This window comes from Lysobacter sp. CA199, assembly GCF_052078715.1.
GTDB lineage: Bacteria > Pseudomonadota > Gammaproteobacteria > Xanthomonadales > Xanthomonadaceae > Lysobacter.
In genome coordinates this window covers 1-22,183 of the sequence record NZ_JBQJIL010000015.1, presented here as the reverse complement: position 1 = coordinate 22,183, position 22,183 = coordinate 1, and the positions used below count along the sequence as shown (strand labels likewise).

Annotated in this window: 21 protein-coding genes and 3 pseudogenes; 14 read left to right on the top strand and 10 right to left on the bottom strand. The window is 65.4% G+C overall.

Features of this window, described 5'->3' with window-relative positions; all coding sequences use genetic code 11:
* Positions 1-31 precede the first annotated feature (31 nt).
* The 10 genes from hprK (at position 32) to ACTOWJ_RS24855 (ending at position 9,232) form a co-directional block, all read left to right on the top strand.
* Complete coding sequence (hprK, locus tag ACTOWJ_RS24900; protein ID WP_441337312.1) at positions 32-982, top strand: HPr(Ser) kinase/phosphatase; 951 nt, start codon at positions 32-34, stop codon at positions 980-982.
* A gap of 77 nt (positions 983-1,059) precedes the next feature.
* Positions 1,060-1,926 (top strand): RNase adapter RapZ, encoded by an 867-nt coding sequence (rapZ, locus tag ACTOWJ_RS24895; protein ID WP_441337479.1) that lies wholly within the window; start codon positions 1,060-1,062, stop codon positions 1,924-1,926.
* Between the two features lie 250 nt (positions 1,927-2,176).
* Positions 2,177-2,566 (top strand): hypothetical protein, encoded by a 390-nt coding sequence (locus tag ACTOWJ_RS24890; protein WP_441337311.1) that lies wholly within the window; start codon positions 2,177-2,179, stop codon positions 2,564-2,566.
* A 73-nt stretch (positions 2,567-2,639) separates the two neighbouring features.
* Complete coding sequence (locus ACTOWJ_RS24885; RefSeq protein WP_441337310.1) at positions 2,640-2,939, top strand: hypothetical protein; 300 nt, start codon at positions 2,640-2,642, stop codon at positions 2,937-2,939.
* A 299-nt stretch (positions 2,940-3,238) separates the two neighbouring features.
* Entirely contained in the window at positions 3,239-3,631 is a 393-nt protein-coding gene (locus ACTOWJ_RS24880) for a PTS sugar transporter subunit IIA (RefSeq protein WP_441337309.1), read from the top strand.
* Between the two features lie 141 nt (positions 3,632-3,772).
* The gene (locus ACTOWJ_RS24875; protein WP_441337308.1) at positions 3,773-4,042 is read left to right on the top strand and encodes an HPr family phosphocarrier protein; all 270 of its coding nucleotides are present in this window, start codon (positions 3,773-3,775) and stop codon (positions 4,040-4,042) included.
* 13 nt (positions 4,043-4,055) lie between these two features.
* Complete coding sequence (ptsP, locus tag ACTOWJ_RS24870) at positions 4,056-5,765, top strand: phosphoenolpyruvate--protein phosphotransferase (RefSeq protein WP_441337307.1); 1,710 nt, start codon at positions 4,056-4,058, stop codon at positions 5,763-5,765.
* 300 nt (positions 5,766-6,065) lie between these two features.
* Complete coding sequence (gene mgtE / locus ACTOWJ_RS24865; protein ID WP_441337306.1) at positions 6,066-7,427, top strand: magnesium transporter; 1,362 nt, start codon at positions 6,066-6,068, stop codon at positions 7,425-7,427.
* A gap of 152 nt (positions 7,428-7,579) precedes the next feature.
* Positions 7,580-8,272, top strand: a complete 693-nt coding sequence (locus tag ACTOWJ_RS24860; protein WP_441337305.1) for a hypothetical protein — start codon at positions 7,580-7,582, stop codon at positions 8,270-8,272.
* Positions 8,273-8,500: 228 nt separating this feature from the next.
* Complete coding sequence (locus ACTOWJ_RS24855; protein WP_441337304.1) at positions 8,501-9,232, top strand: prolyl oligopeptidase family serine peptidase; 732 nt, start codon at positions 8,501-8,503, stop codon at positions 9,230-9,232.
* 78 nt (positions 9,233-9,310) lie between these two features.
* Here the strand turns inward: ACTOWJ_RS24855 and ACTOWJ_RS24850 are convergent.
* The 4 genes and pseudogenes from ACTOWJ_RS24850 to ACTOWJ_RS24835 form a co-directional block, all read right to left on the bottom strand.
* A pseudogene (locus ACTOWJ_RS24850) lies at positions 9,311-9,520 on the bottom strand (alkylphosphonate utilization protein); the annotation flags it as partial.
* 74 nt (positions 9,521-9,594) lie between these two features.
* Positions 9,595-10,530 carry an aspartate carbamoyltransferase catalytic subunit gene (locus tag ACTOWJ_RS24845; RefSeq protein WP_441337303.1) on the bottom strand — a complete coding sequence of 312 codons (936 nt, stop codon included), beginning with the start codon at positions 10,528-10,530 and terminating at the stop codon, positions 9,595-9,597.
* Positions 10,531-10,543: 13 nt separating this feature from the next.
* The gene (ruvX, locus tag ACTOWJ_RS24840; protein ID WP_441337302.1) at positions 10,544-11,032 is read right to left on the bottom strand and encodes a Holliday junction resolvase RuvX; all 489 of its coding nucleotides are present in this window, start codon (positions 11,030-11,032) and stop codon (positions 10,544-10,546) included.
* Complete coding sequence (locus ACTOWJ_RS24835) at positions 11,029-11,595, bottom strand: YqgE/AlgH family protein (RefSeq protein ID WP_441337301.1); 567 nt, start codon at positions 11,593-11,595, stop codon at positions 11,029-11,031. The genes ruvX and ACTOWJ_RS24835 overlap by 4 nt, the downstream gene beginning before the upstream one ends.
* Positions 11,596-12,084: 489 nt before the next feature.
* Between ACTOWJ_RS24835 and ACTOWJ_RS24830 the strand changes: the two are divergent.
* A pseudogene (locus ACTOWJ_RS24830) lies at positions 12,085-12,636 on the top strand (DNA-3-methyladenine glycosylase I); the annotation flags it as partial.
* Between the two features lie 421 nt (positions 12,637-13,057).
* A complete protein-coding gene (locus ACTOWJ_RS24825; protein ID WP_441337300.1) occupies positions 13,058-14,827 on the top strand; it encodes a DUF4153 domain-containing protein in 1,770 nt (589 codons plus the stop codon).
* A 21-nt stretch (positions 14,828-14,848) separates the two neighbouring features.
* Here ACTOWJ_RS24825 and ACTOWJ_RS24820 read toward each other — a convergent pair whose 3' ends face one another.
* The 4 genes from ACTOWJ_RS24820 to ACTOWJ_RS24805 form a co-directional block, all read right to left on the bottom strand.
* Positions 14,849-15,889, bottom strand: a complete 1,041-nt coding sequence (locus tag ACTOWJ_RS24820) for a Rieske 2Fe-2S domain-containing protein (RefSeq protein WP_441337299.1) — start codon at positions 15,887-15,889, stop codon at positions 14,849-14,851.
* A gap of 36 nt (positions 15,890-15,925) precedes the next feature.
* Positions 15,926-17,044, bottom strand: coding sequence for a hypothetical protein (locus tag ACTOWJ_RS24815; RefSeq protein WP_441337298.1), 1,119 nt, complete (start codon positions 17,042-17,044; stop codon positions 15,926-15,928).
* Positions 17,041-18,117, bottom strand: coding sequence for an ATP-grasp domain-containing protein (locus ACTOWJ_RS24810; protein ID WP_441337297.1), 1,077 nt, complete (start codon positions 18,115-18,117; stop codon positions 17,041-17,043). Before ACTOWJ_RS24810 ends, ACTOWJ_RS24815 begins: the two co-directional genes overlap by 4 nt.
* 179 nt (positions 18,118-18,296) lie before the next feature.
* Positions 18,297-18,791 (bottom strand): hypothetical protein, encoded by a 495-nt coding sequence (locus ACTOWJ_RS24805; RefSeq protein ID WP_441337296.1) that lies wholly within the window; start codon positions 18,789-18,791, stop codon positions 18,297-18,299.
* Between the two features lie 754 nt (positions 18,792-19,545).
* Here ACTOWJ_RS24805 and ACTOWJ_RS24800 point away from each other — a divergent pair.
* Complete coding sequence (locus tag ACTOWJ_RS24800; protein WP_441337295.1) at positions 19,546-20,478, top strand: hypothetical protein; 933 nt, start codon at positions 19,546-19,548, stop codon at positions 20,476-20,478.
* 294 nt (positions 20,479-20,772) lie between these two features.
* A pseudogene (locus tag ACTOWJ_RS24795) lies at positions 20,773-20,922 on the top strand (helix-turn-helix domain-containing protein); the annotation flags it as partial.
* A 29-nt stretch (positions 20,923-20,951) separates the two neighbouring features.
* On the opposite strand, the gene ACTOWJ_RS24790 reads toward ACTOWJ_RS24795, so the two are convergent.
* Both ACTOWJ_RS24790 and ACTOWJ_RS24785 read right to left on the bottom strand, forming a co-directional pair.
* The gene (locus ACTOWJ_RS24790; RefSeq protein WP_441337294.1) at positions 20,952-21,425 is read right to left on the bottom strand and encodes a hypothetical protein; all 474 of its coding nucleotides are present in this window, start codon (positions 21,423-21,425) and stop codon (positions 20,952-20,954) included.
* A 7-nt stretch (positions 21,426-21,432) separates the two neighbouring features.
* Entirely contained in the window at positions 21,433-22,038 is a 606-nt protein-coding gene (locus ACTOWJ_RS24785) for an RHS repeat-associated core domain-containing protein (RefSeq protein WP_441337293.1), read from the bottom strand.
* Positions 22,039-22,183: the final 145 nt, after the last annotated feature.

The following is a 22,183-nucleotide window of genomic DNA, read 5'->3' as shown; positions in this document are numbered from 1 at the left end:
CGGTAACCCGAATCCCGTAAACTCCGGTCCCATGAGCAAAAGCATCCGTGCGGGCGAACTGTTCGAACAACAGCGCGAGCGCCTGGCGCTGCGCTGGGCGGCCGGGCAACGCGGCGAAGGGCGGCTGGTCGAGGCGGTCAATACGGTCGCGCGCCGGCCCTCGCTGGCCGGCTATCTCAATGCGATCTATCCGAACAAAGTGCAGATCCTGGGCACCGAGGAGCTGACCTGGCTCGACGGCCTGGATTCGCGGCTGCGCTGGGAAACCATCGAGAAGATCATGCAGTTCCGGCCGCTGGCCCTGGTCATCAGCAAAGATCAGCCCTGCCCGGAAGATCTGCGCATCGCCGCGGAGGAAAGCGACACGCCGCTGTGGGTGTCCCCGCGCCGCGGGCACGAGTTGCTCAACCATCTGCAATACCATCTGGCGCGCGCGCTGGCGCCGCAGATCACGCTGCACGGCGTGTTCATGGAGATTTATTCGATCGGGGTGCTGATCACCGGTGAATCGGGATCGGGTAAAAGCGAGCTGGCGCTCGAGTTGGTGACACGCGGCCATCGTCTGGTCGCCGACGATGCGCCGGAGTTCACCCAGATCGCCCCCGACGTGCTCGACGGCACTTGCCCGGACATGCTGCAGGATCTGCTGGAAGTGCGCGGCCTGGGCGTGCTCAACATCCGCCAGATGTTCGGCGACACCGCGGTCAAGAACAACAAGTACCTGCGCCTGATCGTGCACCTGACCAAGCCGATGAGCGAGCCCAAGCCGGCCGGGATCGAGCGCCTGACCGGCGATAGCGGCCTGCGCCGGGTGCTGGATCTGGACGTGCCGATGATCACCTTGCCGGTGATGCCCGGCCGCAATCTGGCCGTGCTCACCGAAGCGGCCACGCGCCTGCATAGCCTGCGCATGAAAGGCTTGGACCCGGCCGCGGCCTTCATCGCCCGGCACAGCAACTTCCTGGAGCGCGGCGAATCGTGAGCGGCATCGAATCCCAACCCAACCCGGCCGCGGCCAACGACATGCGCGCCAACGCCGAATCGGCGCCGGAAAGCAGCATGTTCAGTCTGGTCATCGTCAGCGGCATGTCCGGCTCGGGCAAGTCGGTGGCCTTGAACACCTTCGAAGACCTCGGCTTCTACTGCGTCGACAATCTGCCGGCGGAACTGCTGCCGCAATTCGTGCAGAACGTGATCAAGGCCGAAGACGGCATGCCGACCAAGCTGGCGGTCGGCATCGACGTGCGCAACCGGCACAGCGACCTGGCCAATATTCCCGAATGGTTGTCGGCGGTCGGCGCCTTGGGCGCGGATCCGAAACTGGTGTTCTTCGAATCCAGCGACGAGGTGCTGCTCAAGCGCTACGCCGATACCCGCCGGCGCCATCCGCTGAGCCAGTTCGGCCTGGCCCTGGCCGATGCGATTTCGCTGGAACGGCAGGTGCTCAAGCCGCTGCGCCAGATCGCCGATGCGATCGTCGATACCAGCGAGCTCAACATTCATCAGCTGCGCCGCCACGTCATCACCGAATTCGGCCTGGGCGGCGAAACCGGCATGTCGTTGTTGTTCGAATCCTTCGCCTACCGGCGCGGCGTGCCGGCCGATGCCGATTTCGTGTTCGACGCGCGCGCCCTGCCCAATCCGCACTGGAATCCGGCGCTGCGGCCGCTGTCGGGCCGCGACGGCGGCGTGCGCGATTACATGGAATCGCAGGCCGACGTGGCCTTGTACGTCGAACAGATCAGCCAGTTTCTCGACACCTGGCTGCCGCGCCTGCAATCGGACAGCACCCGCAGCTACGCCACCATCGCCTTCGGCTGCACGGGCGGGCGTCATCGCTCGGTGTATCTGGCCGAACGTCTGGCCGAACACGCGCGCCTGCGCGGGTGGAACGAGGTGGCGGTGCATCATCGCGAGTTGGATTGACGGGACCCGGTTCGGGAATCGGGAGTCGGCCGAAGCAGCAACTGCGATGCGGTTGAACGGCCGCGATCGCTTCGCGCAGCGTGTCCCATCCGCGCGCGCCACATGAATCGGCAATAACTTTTTCACGCCCGATCGCGTGAAGCATTACGAAATTTTGCCATCCCTGTGCCGCGATGCTTGCGAGCGAGGACGTAGCTTCGGACTACGCCGGAAGCCCGACCCGGCGTTCCCGCCACCACGGAGCAGCGACATGACCTCCATGACCCGCAGCCGGCTCGTACTCAGTTCGCTCCTGCTCGCCGTATCGGCCGCTTTGACCGCGCCCGCGGCGTTCGCGCAGAACGGTGCCCCGCCCGGTTCCCGTCCCGCTTCCACGCCGCCCGATGCGAGCATGCAGCGCACCGAGCCGCCGATGAACGATGCGCGCAGCGACGCGCACACCCCTCCGCCCGCCGATGCGATCGGTCCGGCCAAATTCACCGAACTCGACAGCAACGGCGATCAGAAGATCAGCCGCGACGAGGCCGCGCTCGACGCGCGGTTGGCCGCCAACTTCTCCGCCCACGATCTCGACGGCGACGGCGCGATCTCGCTGTCGGAGTATCAGGCCGGCCAGAACAAACGCGTCGGCGACAAATGACCCGCAGCGCCACGACCCGACGATCGTTCCGCCCTCTTCTCCCCACCGCTGAGCCGATCAGCAAAGGATCACTATGAATACCCGCCTTCCCCGTCCGCGCACGCTGGCCCTGGTGCTGAGCGCCCTGTTCGCCACCGGCCTGCTGAGTGCCTGCAACAAACCGCCCGGCGAAACCCCGCCGCCCGACACGGCCGGTCCGGCCCCCGCGGCTCCGGCCGAGACCACTCCGCCGAGCGATACCACCCCGCCGGCCGATATGCCGCCGCCGGCCGAGACACCGCCCGCGGACGCGCCGCCGGCCAATCCGCAGCCCACCGACGGCGCACCACCGCCGCCGGACAAGAGCCAGACCGAAACGCCGCCCAAGCAGTAACCGGCCGCGCGCAGCATCCGGTCCCGAACAACGGGCCGCCCACGGGCGGCCCGTTTCGTTGACGACCGCCCTCGTCGCGCAGCCGGATGGCCACCGGGACGCCGTCCAGTGCGCGCCATGCCACACATCAGCCGCGCCGTCCGTCCGATTCAAACGCCGCCGACGGCGGCAACGCGGCACGTTGCGGCGCGGCAAATCTTCGGCGTCGCCGCTTCACCGTCGGCCCGGGCCGACGACAAATCGACGCACGACCGTCCGGACGCTTTCGGGCCGTCACCGTGCTCTGTTAAGTTGTTGGCATGTCCGTCGGCGTCCTACTCATCACCCACTCCGGAATCGGCAGCGCGCTGGTCGCCGTCGCCGGCCGCCTGTTGAATCCGCTGCCGTTGCGCACCGAAGCCCTGGAGGTGCCGTTCGATGCGGACCTCGAACAGATGCTGCCGGTCGCCAGCGCCGCCCTGCGCCGCGTCGACGACGGCGACGGCGTGCTGGTGCTGACCGATCTGTACGGCGCTTCGCCGAGCAATCTGGCCGCGCGCGTGGCCCAGTTGGGCACGCCGGTGCGGCGGGTGTCGGCGTTGAACCTGCCGATGCTGATGCGGGTGATGAATTACGCCGAACTCGGGCTGGACCAATTGCCCACGGTCGCCGCGGCCGGCGCCCGCAACGGCGTGATCCATGACGACGCCTAGCGCCAGGTTTGCGACACCCACTCACAGGAAGCCTGTTGAACGCATGACGCGAACCGCAATCAAGCACTACCCACAACGCCGAACCAAGCACCGCAGCCGTATCGAACACGATGCGTTTGACCAATGCCTGAGGACCCCGACATGATCGAACGCGATTTGACCGTCTCCAACCGACTGGGCCTGCACGCCCGCGCCACCGCCAAGCTGGTGCAGGTGCTGTCGGCCTTCCGCAGCAACGCCACGCTCACCGCCAAGGGCCGCGAGGTCAACGCCAAGAGCATCATGGGCGTGATGCTGCTCGCCGCCGGCCAAGGCACCCACGTCAAACTGCGCGTGGACGGCGAGGACGAAGCCAACGCGGCCGAAGCCGTGATCGCGCTGTTCGATCGCCGTTTCGACGAAGACAGCTGAGCCGGGGGCGCGGATGCGGCAGGAATTCCAAGGTCACGGTGCGTCACGAGGCAGTGCGCTGGGTCGCGCCCGGGTGCGGCTGCCGCACGCGCTGGAAGTCGCTGAAGAACGCATCACCCACGAGCAGGTCGAAGGCGAACTGAGCCGCCTGCACGCGGCGATCGACACCGTGCGCGGCGAAATGCACGCCCTGCGCGAACGCCTGCACGGCGCGCTCGCGCACGAGGTCGGCGAGTTCCTCGATCTGCACACCTTGCTGCTGGACGACCCGGAACTGCTACAGGGCCTGGACGAGCTGATTCGCACCGGCCATTACGCCGCCGACTATGCGCTGCGCCTGCAACGCGACCGCATCGCTTCGGTGTTCGAGGCGATGGACGATGCGTATTTCCGCAGCCGCGTGGACGATATCGACCAGGTGATCGGGCGAATCCACGCCGCGCTGCATCGGCGCGATCACGACACCTCGGGCGTGGCCGGCGAGATTTTGGTCACCGACAACGTCGCCCCGGCCGAGCTGGCGCAGCTGCAGGCGCAAGGGGTGATGGCGATCGTCACCGCCGCCGGCAGCACCCTCTCGCACAGCGCGATCCTGGCGCGCAGCCTGCACCTGCCGCTGATCGTCGGCGCCTCGCAGGCGCTGCTGAAGATCAACGACGGCGATGCGCTGGTGGTCGACGGCCTCACCGGCACGGTGATTCTGGAACCCGACTCCAACGACCTGCGCGCGCATCGCACGCGGGTGCGCGAGTCCGCGCGCGAACGCAAGCAGCTGCACCGCCTGCGTCGCGAGCCCACCCGCACCCTCGACGGCGTCGACATCAAGCTCTACGCCAACGCCGAATCGCGCGAGGACGTGGCCGAAGCGCATGCGCTCGGCGCGGCCGGCGTGGGCCTGTACCGCACCGAATTCCTGTTCCTGAAGCGCCACGAGCTGCCCGACGAGGACGAGCAGTTCCGCGTCTACCGCGATGTCGTGCTCGGCATGACCGGCCGCACCGTCACCATCCGCACCCTGGACCTGGGCGCGGACAAGGCCGACAGGACCGGGCTGGCACTGCGCGATGAACCCAATCCGGCGCTGGGCGTGCGCGGCGTGCGCCTGTCGATGGCGCGCGAGGGCCTGTTGGAAACGCAGTTGCGCGCGATCCTGCGCGCCTCCGGCTACGGTCCGGTGCGCGTGCTGGTGCCGATGATCAGCTCGACCGAGGAAGTGCGCAGCGTGCGCGCGCTGTTGACCCAGGTCGCCGCCGACCTGCGCCGGCAGGGCCACGAGATCGCCGAACACGTGCCGCTGGGCGCGATGATCGAAGTGCCCGCGGCCGCGATCGCCCTGCCCAGCTTCATCGGCCTGATCGATTTCCTGTCGATCGGCACCAACGATCTGGTCCAGTACCTGCTCGCGGTCGACCGCAACAACGAAGCGCTCAGCGACCTCTACACCCCGCTGCACCCGGCGCTGCTGCGGGTGATCCGCGACGTGATCCGGCTGGGCAAGGCGCGCGGCAAACCGGTCGCGGTGTGCGGCGAAATGGCCGGCGACGCCAACTTCGCGCCGTTGCTGCTGGCGCTGGGGCTGGAGGAATTCAGTCTGCATCCGGCTACGCTGCTGGAACTGCGCCGGGCGATCCGCGGCCTGAATCTGGAATCGCTGCGCAAACGCGCGCCCGCGTTGCTGCGGGCGAAGGACCGGGCCAGTATCGAGGCTTGGCTCAAGGCCTGAGAAGGCCAAGCCCGCTCAGCCGCGGAATCTATTGTGGGAGGGGCTTCAGCCCCGACGCCTTTCAGTCCGATCGCCGGACTGTGAGTCGACCGCGAGCGGATAGAAAAGCGTCGGGGCTGAAGCCCCTCCCACAAAATACCTCGCGGCAACGCAGGCACTGGTTGCAGACATCCTCTCCACCCCGCCTGGCGCAAACTGCAACGCTGTGCATACCGCGCCCCACAGGCGATAATGCCGGCGTGATCGTTTGACCCCTCGCCGGCTTCGTGGCCGCGTCCGTCACCTGCCAGGAAGTACCGCATGGCCGAAGCCGTCCGCCACGACAAGACCGCACGTCAATTGCGCCTGCTTTCCGATGCGCTCGACAGCGGTCGTCTGGGGCCGGTGCGGCGCCTGGTCAACACCCTCTCCCCGGCCGAGATCGGCAACCTGCTGGAGTCGCTGCCGCCGGGCAAGCGCGTGGTGGTGTGGGGTCTGGTCGATCCGGAAGACGACGGCGAAGTGCTGGTCCACGTCGGCGAGGAAGTGCGCGAAAGCCTGCTCGCGGACATGGACACCGACGAAATCGTCGCCGCGGTCGAAGACCTCGACATCGACGACTTGGCCGATCTGGTCGAAGACCTGCCCGACACCGTCATCGACGAAGTGCTCAAGTCGATGGATCGCGAGAACCGCGAGCGGCTCGAGCAAGTCCTGTCGTACCCGGAAGACACCGCCGGCCGCCTGATGAATCCCGACGTGGTGACGGTGCGCGCCGACACCACCATCGACGTGGTGCTGCGTTACCTGCGCCTGCGCGGCGAACTGCCCGAGCACACCGATCACCTGTACGTGGTCAGCCGCCGCCATCAATACCTGGGCCGCATCGCCCTGGCCGCGCTACTCACGCACGAGCCCGGCACCGCGATCAACAAACTGATCGACGACGAACAACCGGCGATCGACGTCGGCGAAACCGCCGGCGAAGTCGCCCGGCAATTCTCCGATCACGACTGGATCAGCGCCCCGGTCGTCGACGACAACAACATCCTGCTCGGCCGCATCACCATCGACGACGTGGTCGACATCATCCGCGAAGAGGCCGAACACCAGGCCTTGAGCGCGGCCGGCCTGGACGAGGACGAAGACTTGTTCAGCCCGGTGCGGCGCGCGTTCCGGCGCCGGCTGATCTGGCTCAGCGTCAATCTGTGCACGGCCTTCCTCGCCGCCAGCGTGGTCGGCCAGTTCGAAGACAGCATCGCCAAACTGGTCGCGCTGGCGGCCTTGATGCCGATCGTCGCCGGCATGGGCGGCAACGCCGGCACCCAGGTGCTGGCCTTGATGATCCGCGGCCTGGCCCTGGGCCAGATCGGCGCTTCCAACGTCGGCGTGCTGCTGCGCAAGGAGTTGGCCGTCGCGCTGATCAACGGCCTGGTGCTCGGCATCGGCCTGGGCCTGATCGTGCTGCTGTGGTTCCGCCAACCCGGCCTGTCGCTGGTGATCGGCGCCGCCCTGACCATCAACCTGCTGACCGCCGCCGCCGGCGGCGTGCTGGTGCCGATCACGCTCAAGCGCCTGGGCTTCGACCCCGCCCTGGCCGGCGGCGTGATGCTGACGACCCTGACCGACGTGATGGGGTTCTTGAGCTTCCTTGGGTTGGCGACGTTGATTCTGTTGCGCTGAACCAGGCTGCGCGGATCGAATCCGCTGGCTGTGATCGAGACCCGCGCCGTATTTTTCGTCAACTGGCGAACACGCCATCCACCTGCACGATGCCGTTCGCTCCTGGACGAACGGTCTTCATATCCGAACGCGGCTGCCGCTAAGATCGCGGCATGTTGCAGGAAGCAGACATCGAATACGCAGTGGATCTGCAGGCGCGCAGCTACGCGCTGTTGAAATGGTTGGCCGAGGCCATCCAGCGCGGCCTCGTCGATTTTGAGGCCGCCCACGCGTACGGCAGCGACCCGCAGGCCGCGGCGGCGTGGATCCAACGCCATTACTCCGAATTGCCGTCGCTGGCGCGTTTGCCACCGGAACATCTGGAGGCGTTCTGTCGCTTGTTTGCCAGCCAGCTCGGCGACAGCCAGCGACTGGTCCCGGATCCTGGCCAACGGCTGTATTCGCCGGATGCACACTGCTTCTGTGAGATGTGCAGTTGGCACATCGACAACCCCTCGCTACGCGCGCGAAAACTTCGCCCCGTCGATCGGCATCGCGCCGATAAGACCATGCGTTATTGGCTCGACGAAATCGCCCTGGAAGTCGATCGCCTGCTGGAGCAACACGAGGTCGATGTGCTGATGCGCGATCCGGAGTTCCGCGAAGCCTTGGCCTTGTACGCCTACGCCGAAACCCTGTTGCACCGCTTGCGCGGTGGCTACGCCGAAACCGGCGTGCCGTTGGCGCTGTGGCGCCGTTTCGCCTGGACGCCGCAAGGCTCGCCGAAGCGCAAGTTCCGCCTCAGCGCCAACGCGATCCTGGCCGCGCAGCGTTTGTTGCGGCAACGGCTCGCCCAATTGACCTGACCACCGCAACGCCGCCTCGTTTGCCATCGCGACCGCGCGCATCGCCCGCGGACTTGAATCCCCGCCGGTGGGCGGCCGATGATGCACGCACCCGTCATGGAGGTGTCGATGCCCGGCCACCGCCCGCTCCGCTTCATCGCGCCGCTATTGTGCGCATCGATCGCGCTCGCGGCCCTCGCCGCCCAGGCCGCGCCTGCCGCCTCGGAAATTCTTGCGAAGGAAGCCACCATGCCCGACGAACACCAACACGGCCGTTTCCTAGAGCGCGCGTATCTGGGGCCCAACGGCATCGTGCACCGTTATCAGGTCTTCGTTCCTTCGCGTAACGCTAGCGGCGAACGTCCGGCGATCATCTTGTTCGTCCACGGCTCGGGCGAGCGCGGCGACGACAACCGTAAGCAAGTCGAAGTCGGTCTCGCCCCGGTAGTGCGCAAGCGCATGGACGAGTTTCCGGCGATCGTGGTCTTCCCACAGATGCACAAGGATCAAGCCGACGCGGATTCGTTCAACCGCACCGCGCTGGCGATCCTGGATCGCACCCAAAACGAGTTCGACGGCGACCCAGCGCGCACCTATATGACCGGCCTGTCGATGGGCGGCTACGCCAGTTTCGAGTTGGCGATCATGCAGCCCGACCGCTTCGCCGCGGTGGTGCCCATTTGTGGCGGCTACAACCCCGCCCACGTGTGGGATCTGGAGCGGATACGCGATCTGGGCCCGACACTGAACCGCGACGAGGCCGTACGCGGCATCGCCCACCTGCCGTTCTGGATATTCCACGGCACCAAGGACGACGCCGTGCCGCCGCAAGAATCTCGGGACATGGTCGCTGCGCTCAAACGCGCCGGCGCGCAACAGGTGCGCTACACCGAGTTCCCCGACGCGGACCACAACTCATGGGATCTGGCATACGCGATGTCGGAGCTGTGGACCTGGTTGTTCGCTCAGCGGAAGAAGTAAGCGGCGCGCTCCGGCGAAACACCGCTTCCAGTGAGGCGCCGGCCGTCGTCGCACGCGCGCCGATGTGGTGCGCCGCACTCAAGCCCTCTTGAGGAACTCCGTGCGCAACACCACCCCCTTCACCTTCTCGACATTGCACTCGATCAGTTCTTCGTCGTCGGTCAGGCGGATGTTCTTGCACAGCGTGCCGCGCTTGAGCGTCACCGAAGTGCCCTTGACCTTGAGGTCCTTGATCACCAGAACCGAATCGCCGTCGGCGAGCGCGGTGCCGTTGCTGTCTTTCACGATCATGTCCAATTCCATCGAAGCGGTAAGAACGGCCGCGGCAGGCCGCGCGGCAGGGAACGAGTCGGGCCGCGGCCTCAGCCTTTGAGCAGCATCTCCAGCACCGCCATGCGCACGGCGACGCCGTTGGCGACCTGGGTGAGGATCAGCGACTGCGGGCCGTCGGCGACTTCGTCGGTGATTTCCACGCCGCGGTTCATCGGGCCAGGATGCATCACCACCGCGTCGCTCGCCGCGCGCTTGAGTCGCGCGGCGGTCAGGCCGTAGTCGCGATGGTAGTCGTCGAGCGAGGTCACCAAACCTTCTTCCATGCGTTCGCGCTGCAGGCGCAGCATCATCACCGCGTCCACACCGTCGAGCGCGGCGTCGAAATCCTGCGTGACGGTGCAACCATCCAGCGTGCCGTCTTCGGGCAGCAGCGAGGCCGGGCCGCAGACGCGCACGTCGCCCGCACCGAGCGCGCGCAAGGCCTGCAGGTCCGAACGCGCCACGCGCGAATGTTTGACGTCGCCGATCATCGCGATGCGCAGTTGCAAGAAGTCGCGGCCCTTGGCCTGGCGCAGGGTCAGCATGTCCAGCAGGCCCTGGGTGGGATGCGCGCTGCGGCCGTCGCCGGCGTTGACCAGGCAGGTGCCGGCGCGCGCCTGCGCGGCCAGCGCGGCGACCGCGCCGTCTTCGCGATGGCGGATCACGAAACCGCGCACGCCCATCGCTTCGATGTTCTTGAGCGTGTCCAGCGCGGTCTCGCCCTTGCTGGTCGAGGACGTGGACGCATCGAAGTTGAGCACGTGGGCGCCCAGTTGCTGCGCGGCCAGTTGGAAACTCAGGCGCGTGCGCGTGGACGGTTCGAAGAACAAGGTGCACACCGCGGTGCCGGCCAGCGCCTGGCTGTCGTAATGGCCTTCGGCGAAGGCCTGGGCGCGGATCAGCAGGGCTTCGAGCGATTCGCGCGAAGCCTCGCGCAGACTCAGCAGGTGGCGCGAACCGCCGGTGGCGGAAACGTAGGTATTCATGATGTGCGGTGCTTCAAGGATGCGAAATGTGTTCGATGTCGGTGGCGTCGTCGGGCGCGGCGAGCCAGCGTTCGACGATCACCGCCGCGGCCACCGCGTCCAGCGCCTCGGCGTCGCGGCGGCGCTTGCGCCCTTCGGCGCGGTCGGCGGCAAAACGGTGCGCGGCTTCGATCGAGCTGGAGCGCTCGTCGACCAGCACCACAGGCAGTTTGTAGCGTGCGCGCAATTGCCGCGCGAAGGCGTGCGCGCGCAGTCGCGCGGGTTGATCGCCGCCTTCCAGGGTCATCGGGTCGCCGACGATCAATCCGTCCGGACGCCATTCTTTATGCAACCGGTCGATCGCGCCCCAGTCCGGGCCGGCGCCGTGCACGTCGATCACCGCCAGCGCGCGCGCGCCGTGGCCGAACGCGCTGCCCACGGCGACGCCGATCCGGCGCGCGCCGACATCGAATCCGAGGACGGTGCCGTCGCGTCGGATTGCGTCGGAGGCGCGATCGTTCATGCGTGTCCGGCGTAATCGGCCAGGTGAGCGAAATCCACGCCGATGCGGCCGGCCGCGGCATGCCAACGTACGTCCAGCGGCAGCTCGAACAGCAGTTCGGCATCGGCCGGTGCGGTCAGCCAGTCGTTCTCGGTGATTTCGTGTTCGAGCTGGCCCGAACCCCAGCCGGCGCAACCCAAAGCGACGATGGCGTTGTCCGGGCCTTCGCCCTTGGCCATGGCCTCGAGGATGTCGCGCGAGGTGGTCAGGTACAGCTCCGAACCGATCACCAGGGTCGAATCCCAGCGTGTGCCGCCGTCGTGCAGCACGAAGCCGCGCTCGGGATGGACCGGGCCGCCGGCTAGCACGATCTGGGCGCGCAGCGATTCATCGCCACCGTCCACGCCCATCTGGCCGAAGACCTCGCCCAGGGTGTACTCGGAGGGGCGATTGACCACGATCCCCATCGCACCGTCGTCGTCGTGCTGGCAGATCAGCGCGACGCTGCGGGAAAAATTGGTATCCGCCAACGCGGGCAGCGCGATCAGGACTTGGCTGGCAAGGGGCGTGGGCATCACGGGCATGGGGCCATTCTAACGTGCCGGGCGCGGCTGCGGGTCGCGAAAACGCGCAGCGCGCCGCAGGTTCGGGCCGTGCAGGGCGGGCCGCGCGGCGGCCGGCGGGGCCCGCGGATACGACGAATCGGGGCGGATCCGGCCATCCCTCGGGTGCGGGACGGCCTTTTGCGGAAGACGGCCTTTTGCCGGGGACGCCTTTCCATAGGAGCAAGCCTTCCAAGCCTTCTATCTATTAGTAGAGGCCTTCGGTGAGGGATTGGGGGAAGGACTTCGCTGGCGGGCCCGGCTCTTGTGGGAGGGGCTTCAGCCCCGACGCTTTTCGATCAGGTCGCTTGCAGGCCGATCGGCGATCGGATCGAAAAGCGTCGGGGCTGAAGCCCCTCCCACAAAGGTCTCCCCTCATCAATCTCCCCACCAACACCCCCGAGCCCTCGGCTGGATTCCCAACCCCGCGCCGCCGACAATCGGGTCCGACCGCCACTCCACGAGAACCGCATGTCCGGCTATTGCGACATCGCCCCCGGCCACCCCATCCACGGCCGCTATCACGACAGCGAGTACGGCTTTCCGCAGCGCGAGGAATCCGACCTGTTCGAACGCCTGATCCTGGAGATCAACCAGGCCGGCCTGAGCTGGGAGACGATCCTGCGCAAGCGCGAGGGCTTCCGTCGCGCCTACGACGGTTTCGACGTCGACACGGTCGCCGGCTACGGCGAGGCCGACCGGCTGCGCCTGCTCGAAGACGCCGGCATCATCCGTAACCGGCTCAAGGTCGATGCGGCGATCCACAACGCCCAGGTGATCCAACAATTGCGCGGTAGCCACGGCGGATTCGCGCAATGGCTCGACGCGCACACCCTGCTCGACGGCCAGCCGCGCAGCAAGGCCGACTGGATCAAGCTGTTCAAGCGCACCTTCCGCTTCACCGGCGGCGAGATCACCAACGAGTTTCTGATGAGCCTGAGCTATCTGTCCGGCGCGCATCGCGCAACGTGCCCGGCCTACAAGCGCATCGAGAAACTCAAGCCGTACTGGCAGCGGACCGCGGCGAGCGCCGCCAAGGCGCCGGGGGCGAAAGCTTCGCCCACCACGCCGCCACGCACGACGGCCACGGCCACAGTCAAAAAGGCGACGAAAAAAACGACGACGAACAGCGCAAAGAAAGCCGTGCGCAAGACCCAGGCGAAATAGCGGCAAGACGATTTCAGCGGGCCGACGAACGCTTTTGTGGGAGGGCTTCAGCCCCGACGCTTTTCGTTCGGATCGCCTGACTCGATACGACTTCGCCAACTGATAGAAAAGCGTCGGGGCTGAAGCCCCTCCCACAAAAGCGGCCCGCTGCCTTCTCGGCTTCATACCGCGCTCACTCAACATCCTCAAGGTATGCGGGTAATCTCCCGCAGCCGGCGACGGCTCAACTCACCACCGCACCGCCGCCCTTCACCCCAGGCCACCGCCAAGGAACCGCATGACCACCTCGCCCACCGCCGCGCCCGTTGCGCTCTCGCGCGCGACCCGATCCTTCATCGTCCTGGTCGCCCTGCTGCAAGGACTGTTGTTGTATCTGATCCGGATCGGCGCGCCCGACGGCTCGGGACTGGAAGTGTGTTCGTACGTGATCGCGCTGTCGGTGCCCACGGTGATGCTGCTGTCGGTGCGGCGCCTGGACGACCCGCGTTTCTGGACCGGAACGATCGGCGTGGGCGCGGTCTATCTGCTGCTGGCGCTGTGGGCCGGCTGGAGCGCCAGCGGCGCGCCCGACATCAAGCAAAGCGCGGTGCTGTGGCCGTTCGGCGCCAGTCTGGCGATCGCCTTGTTCGTCGTCCTGCCCTATCTGCAGTGCCGGCTCGACCACGGCCATTGGCGCGCGCCGTACACCGCGCTGTTCGAACACGGCTGGCAGAACGCGCTGACCCTGAAGCTCACCGCCGTGTTCGTCGGCATTTGCTGGGCGGTGCTGGGCCTGTGCGCGGTGTTGTTCAAGCTGATCGGCATCGGCTTCTTCAGCGATCTGTTCAGTACGCGCAGCTTCATCCACCTGGCCACCGGCATCATGATCGGCCTGGGCGTGCTGGTCGGACGCACCCAGCAGCGGCCGGTGCAAGTGGCGCGGCAAATCCTGTTCGCGATCTTCAAGGGGCTGCTGCCGCTGGTCGCGTTGATCGCGCTGTTGTTCGTGGTCAGCCTGCCGTTCACGGGCCTGGAAGCGCTGTGGCGCACGCGCTCGGCGACCTTGATCCTGATGAGCCTGATCGCGGTGATGGTGTTGTTCGTCAACGCGGTCTATCAGGACGGCGACGATGCGCCGCCCTATCCGCGTTGGTTGCGCCGGGTGGTCGATGCGGCGCTGCTGAGCCTGCCGATCTACGCCGGCCTGGGCTTGTATGCGCTGAGTCTGCGCATCGGCCAGTACGGCTGGACCGCCGAACGCTACTGGGCGGTGCTGGCCTCGATCGTGCTGGCCGCGTACGCGGTTGGTTACGCGATCGCCGCGCTGCGCCCGCGTGCAGGCTGGTTGCACGATCTCAAGCGGGTCAACGTCGGCGTGTCGTTGGGGATTCTGGTGTTGGCGGTGCTCGCGAACTCGTGGCTGCTCGACCCGCACAGGCTCAGCGTCAACGATCAACTCGCGCGGCTGCGCGACGGCCGCACCGACGCCAAGGAGTTCGATCTGAGCTACCTGCGCTTCAACACCGGCCGTCGCGGTTATCAGGCGCTGGAGGCGCTGAAGACCGATCCGAAGTCCGACGCGCAGCAGCGCGCGCAAATCGAGCGCGTGCTGGTCATGAAGAACGCCTGGGAGTACCGCCAGGACAAGCGCAGTCAGCAGGCGCGTACGGCCACCGAAGCCTTGCAGCACATCAAGCCGGCCGCCGGCGTCGGCGCACCGGATCCGGCCTGGCTGCAAGCCTTGGTCGCGCAGAAACTGGAATCGCCCGACTGCCTGAACGCCGATTCCGAGTGCGTGCTGATGACGCCGGACCTGGACGGCAACGGTCAGGCCGATTACCTGCTGTGCAACGCCGAGCAATGGGGCCCGAAGTGCTTCCTCTACAGCCATGAGCAAGGCGAGTGGAGCAAGATCGGACACAGCAGTTATATGAGCGTCCCGGCCAAGGAGTTCGCGCCGGCGATGCACGCCAATCAGGTGCGGGCGGTTCCGCGCCGCTGGGCCGATATCCAGTTGGGAGACAGCGACCGGACGATACCGATCGAAGTGGATCGGAAGGACGACTGAGCGCGGCGCGAGCCGCCGCGCTCACAACAAGATCCGAACTTCGCGCGCCTGAGCATCCTCGGGCGCAACGCCGGTCGCCCAAAATGTTTCGACCCAATGCCGGACCAGATCGAGCTGGGTCGACGCGACGCGCACTCCGGGGAAGCGCTGCAGATTATCGGCCTGCAGCGCCAGCATGCGCGCATCCTGATCGTTGACTCGCTTGAGGAACGGCCAAACCACGGCCCGCACCAACCACGCCGGCGCCCAGCGGTTCTCCACGTGCAAGGTGGCGAACACCGCGGTGCGGTCGCTGGTGCACGGGGTGAAGTGCAGGCTGATGCGAACGATCGCGCCGTTGACGTAGCGGTATTCGATCTGGGCGCTGCCGGGGGCGTCGAACAGGGCCCGTTCGCTTTCGCGTGGTGATTCGAACAGGCGGTAGAGCAGGCCGGATTGTTGCGGGCTGCCTTGATACAGGACGTTGAAACCGGCTTCGGTTGACTGGAAATGCGCGACCGCCGGTTCGCGCTCGCCGCCTCGGCGCACCAGGCCCGGATGGATCCAGTGGGTGTGCATCGGATCGAGGAAATTCTCGACCGCGTCGACCACATGGGCGCGCCATCGTGTCTGCCAGAGAAAACGTCGCGAACCGGGCGGATTACGCCGCGCCATCGCGGGCAGCTCGCCCTCGTCATTACCGTCCGGCCGCAGCCAGATCAGACCATCGTGCTCGCGCACCGCGGCCGCGCGCACCCGCACTTGCGGCAGCGCACAGTCCGCGGGCATGCCCGGAATCGCACACAACCGCCCCTGCGCGTCGAAGCGCCAACCGTGATACGGACAAGCGATGCCATCGCCGGTGACGAGACCAGCCGACAGCGGCGCATGGCGATGCGGGCAGCGGTCTTCGAGGGCGAAGGCACGGCCGTCGGACGTACGCGCGAGTGCGATCGGACGGTCCATCACCGTCACGCCCAAGGGCGCACCGCGCAGCCGATCCGAGCACGACACGGCGAACCAGCGCGCCGCGTGCGAGGGATGCCATGCGTAAGTGACTCGATGTTGGACGGTTTCGATCACGGCCTCCATACAAAACCCATCAGCACCATGACGCATTCACAACTCGTATCTGCGCATGATCGGAACACCGATCCGGCGCGTGATCGCGGACAGCGTACTCAGCGCCCGTCGCGTGGTTCGCGGCAGGTGCCTGGCGTAAACCGCACTGTACTCGATGCTCGGCTCGCCGCCGCGCAGCCGCTTGAACTCGGCCGCGCCCGCGCTGAAGTTGATCGCCTCGCCGCTGGCGAGGGCGCGCTCGAACGTGGTCGCGGTCAGCAGCCGATACAGGCCCAGGCGCTGCGGCTGGTCGGTGTCGTAGCCGACGATGGGCGTGGTCAGCGTGCCGCCGAAGCCGAACACGCCGGCTACGCACGACAGCTGCCCGGCTTCGTCGCGGAAGCCGTCGAAGCGCAGCAGGCCCGCCCGGTGCCATTCGCGCAGGAAACGCTCGGTATAGCGCGGATTGCAGCGCGAGTACTTGTCCATATACAGACACTGGTAGAGCCAGGCGATGCGCGCGTAGTCGCCCTGGCCGATGTCGGCGTCGCGCACGCGGCGCGGCTGCTTGCTCGCCAGTTTGAGGTCCACGCGCAGGTTGTGCCGTCGCTGCACCGACTCGGCGAGATCGCCGAACAAATACACCTGCCGGCTCGGAATCAGCGTGAATCCCAGCGCCTCGCATTCGGCCAGCCAGTACGAGTGCTGACGGCGGTTAAGCGAACGCAGCCATACCGCGTGCGTCGGCCAGCGCTGTAAGGCGCCATGCAGCAGCCGCGCCACGCCGCGTTCGCGCCAACGCGGATACAGATTGGTCGACAGCCACCAGTTGTTGATCGCCACCGCGCGATCGACGCCGGCGCGGCGCAGCCAGCCATCGAGTCCGCGCCCGGCCGCGCGCAGCAGCGGCGCGGCCGCGGGCGGCGCATAACGCACGGCTTCCTCGGTGGCGTAATCGCCATAGGTAGCGCGCGGCGAACAGACCCAGGCGTTGCCCACGTCATCGCCATCGCCATCGTCGACACTGACCGGATACCGGCGCTCGCCGTCGTCGATGAGCTCAGCGCAGGTCGCAAGATTGGCGACCAGTTCGCGCGAATCGGCGCCGACATGAATCCGCGCGAACGCCTCCACGCGCTGCGCGAACTCGGCGTCGATGCGCGCGCCCGGGTTCACAGGTCGGGCAACTCCTCGCCGTCCCACTCGATATCGCGCGTCGCGGCTTCACGCAGGCTGCAACCGCTGCGCAGCGCGATGCCCGCGAACGCGGCGATATCGGCGAATCCGCCGAGCGGCGGCAAGCGGTCGCCCGCGATCGAGAGCACATCGTCCGCGCGCCGGACATCGCGCCACCACTGCCCCGCCCGCCTATGGCGCAAGGCCTGCAGCCAGCCCGCGCTCAACATCACCGCCGCCAACATCTTCGGCCGCGCGCTACCCGGCTCGATGCATTGCGACGCTTGCCCCATCAGCGCGGCCGGCAGCCCATCGCCCGGCGCGAACAAATGCACGCCGCTGGTCGCGCGCGGATTGCATTCCAGCACCGTCGCCGATCCGTCGTCGCCGACGATCCAATCGAAGGAAATCTGACCGGTGAACTCGATCTTGCGCACGAGGCGCTCGACGAAACCGCGGATCGCCGGCGTCGGCTGCGGCTCGAAATAGAAACTCGAACTGCGATTGAGCCGGTACGCGGGCCGGTACACCGAATGCGCGAGCACACGGCCCCGATCGGCGATGCTGTAGGAACACAGCTCGGTGCCGACGCAAAAACGCTGCGCGACCCAGGTCTGATCGAGCCCGAGCGGCGGCGCATCGTCGGGCAGACCATGCGGATGCAGGCGAACATGCACGCCGAAACGGGAGTACTCCGGTTTCAGCACCAGCGGGCGGCCATCGGCCCAGGCGCGCGCCTGCTCCAAGGTAGTCACCGCCTGACTGTCGGGCACGTGCGCGCCGCAATCGCGCGCCAGCTCCAGGAACCGTCGCTTGCTGTGCAGCGCCTTGAGCGTTTCGAAATCGTCGGCCAACACTCGCACCGATGCCGGCAGCGCGCTGCGATACCGCGAGAGCGTGAACACTTCCTCGCACGTGGGCACGATCAGATCGATGCGCTCGTCCGTCGCGATGCGCGCCAACGCCGAAACGAACGCCGCCGCCTCCGAACGCGGCGGCGGCAACCGGTGCGCCCGCTCCACCGATCGCGACCACGCGGTCAAACGGCACGGCACGCTGTCGGCGACGTGCACGGACCATCCCGCGTGGGCGAAGTGCCGCGCCAATTCCAACGCCGCCGGGGCCCGTGGGCCGAGTATCAATACCTTTGCCATGACCGACAGCGCGGCTTAATGTCCGCCGCCCGATGCCCTTCGCGTTTCGCCTGACGCCATAGTAAGCCGCAACGCGGAACCGCGGCCGTTCACGGCGATCAGAAGATCCGCTTGCGGGAAACGAATCTCTCGCAGTGTCGAGTCCATCGCAACCACGCCGACCGCGGCCCGGCTACGGGATCGGGACAGACCGGCGGCCCCACGACTTTGGCGGCCAAACGGCAATACGGCTTGCTGCCGTCGCCTGAGTAATACACCCCGTCGTAACCGCGCGGACACGTCATCCGGCTGAACACCCACCGCTGATAGTGATGTCGACCGTTGTGGTTACCCGAATCGCGATCGTAGATATCGAACTCGCAACCTTCCCCGTAGTTAGGTTTATCGCGGAACTTGCCGTTCCAGAAATGAACGAAGCCGGGCTTGGCATTCAACTCCAATTCCAAAGCCTCGCAGCCGGCATCTCCGGTCGGGTACGAGCTTCCGTCGCCGCGCTTGTTTACGTATTCCACTGTGGCAGGAACGAGCTTGGCGCCAGGCTCCGCAGCCAGCGCATGCGTTGCCGGCGAGCCGATGCCTGCAAACAAGAGCACGACCAGGAGTCTTCGAGTCATAGGTGTCGAGCGCATGGATCGCGCCACCGGAAATAAACATTCGTCGGGAGCAGCTCGCCCGCTTTCGGCGCACTGTCCAACGGAACAAGCCCATCGCAGCCACGATATTTCACGTTCACGAGCACTTGGGCCATTGCCCCATCCGCCGCGTTCAACATCAAACGTCCGCTCTCTCTTCGCCAAGTGCCTTTTCTCTCGTTCTTGGAGCAGATATCGCAATTCTCGGAAGCCGTATAGGTTCCATCCTTACGCAGTTCAAAAGAACTGGTGACCCCGCGCCCTCTTATCCACGTCTCGCCACGCTCATGCGTTTGAGTTGAGCACGATAGAACTGCGAGCGATGCCACGAGCGTCAAGCATCCAAGACCACGTGAACTCATAAGTATTCGGCCCCGCCTTGTCGAGCAGACCGGCAAGGATCGAAGCATGCGCCCGAGTTGGCAAGTCCGCGCCGCGCGACGGTGCTGCGCTGCAACGGCGGGCAGGGCCCGGCGGGCCCGGACCGCAGCCGCGCATACCGCCGTCCATCGCGACGGCCGAGGAATCGGGCATCGCGACATTTCGCGGAAACCCGCGTTTCCAGGCGATTGCCGGCATTGGCCTACGCCGCACAGCCCCGAGGCTGGGGTCCGCCCCAGGTACTCACCGCCGGACGAGGTTGCTAGGGTCGACCTGCTGAAAACGCTTTCCCTGCGTCCGGCCCCCGCCGGACGCCCCCATGGAGGGTTTTCTCATGGCAGACACCGGCTCCTCAGGAGTCTCCGGCTCGGGCTCCTCGCAAAACGCCGCCGACTCGGCGCAACAAAGCCAGGCCGCAGCCGAAACCGCCGCCGCCCAGCAAGCCGCGGCCGACAAAGCCGCCGCCGAAGCGGCCGCCGCAGCAGCGGTCGACAAGGTACAGGCCGCGCCGGTCGACCTGAGCATTTCCACCGCCACCGTGTCCCAGCTCAGCACCATGCAAGTCGACACGGTGCCGAGCTTGTCCTCGTTCCAGACCCTAGGCGGCGTGCCCAACGCGGCGACCTACGCCGACATCGCCCAATCGATGCCCGCCACGCCGGCCACACCTGCCACGCCCGCGATCACCGAGTTCAACGCGTTCTCGCCGACCTTCAGCATCACCCCGAACGAGCCGGCGGCGGTGGCCAAGGCCACGCTCAACGACGTCTCGATCAACCTGGGTCTGAAACACACCGGCGACATCACCGCCAACGTCGAAGCGCGCATGGGCATCGACCCCGGCCGCATCGGCTTCGCCGCCGACGCCACCGTCACCAACGGCTTCAACAGCCTCAGCGTAAGCACCGCGCTCGGCCCGTTCGGCCCCAACTCCACTCCCAGTTACACCGGCAACGTCAAAGGCACCGTCGACCTGGGCAACCTCAACAGCTTCGACTTCAACGCCGGCGCCACCTTCAACAACCAAGGCTTCCAGAACGCCGACGTGAACGCGAAGCTCTCCAGGAGCTTCACCGAAAACGTCAACGGTTACGTGCAGGGCGGCGTGGCGGTCGACAACCAAGGCCTGAGCCGGATCACCGGCGAAGCCGGACTCAACGCGACCCAGAACGGTTTGAGCTTCGGCCTCACCGGACGCGGAAGCGTGGATGTGCGTACGGGGGAGACGAGTGGGTATTTCGGGTTTAAAGCTGGGGGCAAGTTCTGACGGCTCGGCTTACGAGTCGTGCAGGTCGTTCGAAGGCGGCGTAGCGCATAACTAGTCAACAAATACCTGAGAACAAGCCCCGCAATGCGGGGCTTTTTTTTTGGAGATGGGGAAGAAGGGGAACTTCATTCGCCTGACGGCAAAACATTCTTCATCCTAGCTGAATCACTCCGTCAACCCAGCAACAAGGCCCACTCCAAGGCCGGCGGGTTCAACTCTGGATCGCAACACCCAACGTGTTGAAGTGGTCCAGGCGACCTAGCCTAGCCACTTCACCGCCAAGTGGAGTGACCCATGGCCGATGGCCGCCTGAACCAGCACGAACGATACCGGATTCATGCTTTATCCGAAGCTGGTTGTTCGCAACGAATGATTGCCAGCCAGCTAGGTCGTGCGCCCAGCACGATCAGCCGCGAGTTGCGTCGCAATAGCGTGCGCGGGACCTTTTCTCTCTTTTTTTGAGCGCGACGCCATTATGCCCGACACGCCGTTGGATCTTTCAATATAAATGATCCCGAATACAAACCAGAATCCGCCCCCCCTGGCGACTTCATATGGTAGGCCCACAGAAACACCAAACGCCCCTTTTCCGACTCATAATCAAGGTTTCGAATCCGAGAGCAAAGATCAATCACGCCATTTTTAACTTCACCCGGCAGAATTTCCTGCACACCCACAAGATTACTCAATCGGCCGCCAACGGAAACTTCCGAAAATTCCGAATCAAATCTAAAAGCCTTCAACACAAAGCTTCCTGGGCGATTCACCCAGGGCAACGAATTTCTGTATATGACAAGCTTACGAGAAGACTTATTTGCAATAGTCACATTTAACTGAGGGACTGAACTGGATCCCGCCAAATCAACCGAAACATCAAAATCTTCAGCATTGGAAATAGCTGGGAAGATAATACAGGCCACAAATGCGAGAAAACCAATAATTCTCATGCAACCCTCATTTGTTATATCGCGGATTCGTGGTATAGGGATCCCGGCCGCTCTGATAGTAAGGAAGGAGATCAACATCGACCTCCTGAAGCCTCTCCTCAATCTGCTGCTTACATTTGTCGTCGCAATTCATATTACGAAGCTTCGATTTAAGACAAGAACGCTCGGCCGCATGCGCGTTTCTCTCAGATGCGAGCCTGTCTGCGTCATCCCAAAATATCCCAGTCCTATCCACATCCCCTAAGCATGCGTTTGGAGAAATACGAAGAGCATCATTGAGATGCGTTTGCTCATGTACTCGTGCACAATCAATCAGGCAAGGATAATCGCTGTACAAAACCCTATCGTCCAGGAAAACTTTCATCCCACCCTTGCCATCGCATACGACAGTATTCTCTCCACTGACAATAGTTCCAGTTTGAGCACTGACCAGCAACCCACTGCTATCAAAGCGATTCAACGGGCTACCCTTAACGTAACCGTATGTCGACAGCCCACCCCGCAAGCCTATCGGGTCGCTCTCCATGTATCTCCCAACACTGGAATCATAATCCCTGAAATAGTTATAGCTAATCCCACTTGCACTATCGTATCTCTGCCCAGGGAATCGCATATCGAAAATCAGTCGCGCTGGACTGTCCAGGGAAATATAGACATTTCCGGCCTATGATTGGACTGTCCAGGGAAATATAGACATTTCCGGCCTATGATCCGAGCATAGGAGGAAGACCATGAGCACACAGCGATTTACTCCGGAA

Coding starts and splice junctions, on each gene's coding strand:
- ACTOWJ_RS24825 (WP_441337300.1), top strand. CDS start 13,058: ATGACCACCTCGCCCACCGCCGCGCCCGTTGCGCTCTCGCGCGCGACC.
- ACTOWJ_RS24800 (WP_441337295.1), top strand. CDS start 19,546: ATGGCAGACACCGGCTCCTCAGGAGTCTCCGGCTCGGGCTCCTCGCAA.
- ACTOWJ_RS24835 (WP_441337301.1), bottom strand. CDS start 11,595: ATGCCCGTGATGCCCACGCCCCTTGCCAGCCAAGTCCTGATCGCGCTG.
- mgtE (WP_441337306.1), top strand. CDS start 6,066: ATGGCCGAAGCCGTCCGCCACGACAAGACCGCACGTCAATTGCGCCTG.
- ptsP (WP_441337307.1), top strand. CDS start 4,056: ATGCGGCAGGAATTCCAAGGTCACGGTGCGTCACGAGGCAGTGCGCTG.
- ACTOWJ_RS24875 (WP_441337308.1), top strand. CDS start 3,773: ATGATCGAACGCGATTTGACCGTCTCCAACCGACTGGGCCTGCACGCC.
- ACTOWJ_RS24885 (WP_441337310.1), top strand. CDS start 2,640: ATGAATACCCGCCTTCCCCGTCCGCGCACGCTGGCCCTGGTGCTGAGC.
- ruvX (WP_441337302.1), bottom strand. CDS start 11,032: ATGAACGATCGCGCCTCCGACGCAATCCGACGCGACGGCACCGTCCTC.
- ACTOWJ_RS24890 (WP_441337311.1), top strand. CDS start 2,177: ATGACCTCCATGACCCGCAGCCGGCTCGTACTCAGTTCGCTCCTGCTC.
- ACTOWJ_RS24855 (WP_441337304.1), top strand. CDS start 8,501: ATGCCCGACGAACACCAACACGGCCGTTTCCTAGAGCGCGCGTATCTG.
- ACTOWJ_RS24860 (WP_441337305.1), top strand. CDS start 7,580: ATGTTGCAGGAAGCAGACATCGAATACGCAGTGGATCTGCAGGCGCGC.
- ACTOWJ_RS24790 (WP_441337294.1), bottom strand. CDS start 21,425: ATGAGAATTATTGGTTTTCTCGCATTTGTGGCCTGTATTATCTTCCCA.
- ACTOWJ_RS24880 (WP_441337309.1), top strand. CDS start 3,239: ATGTCCGTCGGCGTCCTACTCATCACCCACTCCGGAATCGGCAGCGCG.
- ACTOWJ_RS24845 (WP_441337303.1), bottom strand. CDS start 10,530: ATGAATACCTACGTTTCCGCCACCGGCGGTTCGCGCCACCTGCTGAGT.
- rapZ (WP_441337479.1), top strand. CDS start 1,060: ATGTTCAGTCTGGTCATCGTCAGCGGCATGTCCGGCTCGGGCAAGTCG.
- ACTOWJ_RS24785 (WP_441337293.1), bottom strand. CDS start 22,038: ATGCGATTCCCTGGGCAGAGATACGATAGTGCAAGTGGGATTAGCTAT.
- hprK (WP_441337312.1), top strand. CDS start 32: ATGAGCAAAAGCATCCGTGCGGGCGAACTGTTCGAACAACAGCGCGAG.